The following is a 790-nucleotide window of genomic DNA, read 5'->3' on the forward strand; positions in this document are numbered from 1 at the left end:
GTGCCCCAGCCGTCCTGGTCACCAAGCACTACGCAACAACTTCGCAAGCTCGTTGCTGCTCCGTACTTGGCTCCCATATGACTGGACGCCGCGTTCGGAAGCCTACTTTGTTTTCCCTCTGGCGCAAGGCACGCCGGGAAAACAGTGCGGCCTCGCGGCTACTGGGGTCTACCAGCCTTCGCTTCGCTCTCCATGGCTGGCAGCGGTTTATGATCTATTGGGACTTGACAGTCTTGATGTAGCAATAGGTCTTGCCGGTACCGGTTTCCATCTCGATATCCAGATTGATCTTGCAGACAGGCGTAGTCACCAACTGATCTGATACGGGCAGATTCTGCCGCCGTTGCACCGTTTGAATGTTTTCCAAAAGCTCATGATCTGAAAGCGCCAGTTCGGCATTCTTGAAGCCTTCCATTTCATCCACGGCCTGGTGGCGGGCCTGTACTGAGGCTGCAGCCTTACCTGGGTCAATGCGATAACTCAACCCCTGGCCAAGGGGTTGCCCGGCAAAACAGTCCACCACCGACGCTACGGCATTTGTCTGATAGGCCTGGCGCTTAAATATCAGTTTCATCGATACTCTCGGATATGGCGTGGTAAATTTTTAGTTTGAGTGATTCGTTCTCCATGTCTTCCATGAAGAATGCACAGATAATTTCATGTAGCAAATCTGTAACTACTCACCCCTAAGATGAGTACAAGCCTGCCTCGATGGATCTACAATCGCTTTTTCATGTCTGTAGAGGCTTGACATCATAGTACGCCGAGTCTATGCTATTGACCCAACACA

The 790-nt window shown here is 51.5% G+C and carries 1 protein-coding gene; it reads left to right on the forward strand.

The window, feature by feature from the left end; genetic code table 11:
- The coding region (locus tag ACOCD2_RS23290; RefSeq protein ID WP_419585733.1) for a hypothetical protein at positions 1 to 322 on the forward strand (322 nt) is incomplete at its 5' end.
- Positions 323 to 790 lie beyond the last annotated feature (468 nt).

Source organism: Thiolapillus sp. (assembly GCF_048562965.1).
GTDB lineage: Bacteria > Pseudomonadota > Gammaproteobacteria > Chromatiales > Chromatiaceae > Thiolapillus > Thiolapillus brandeum_A.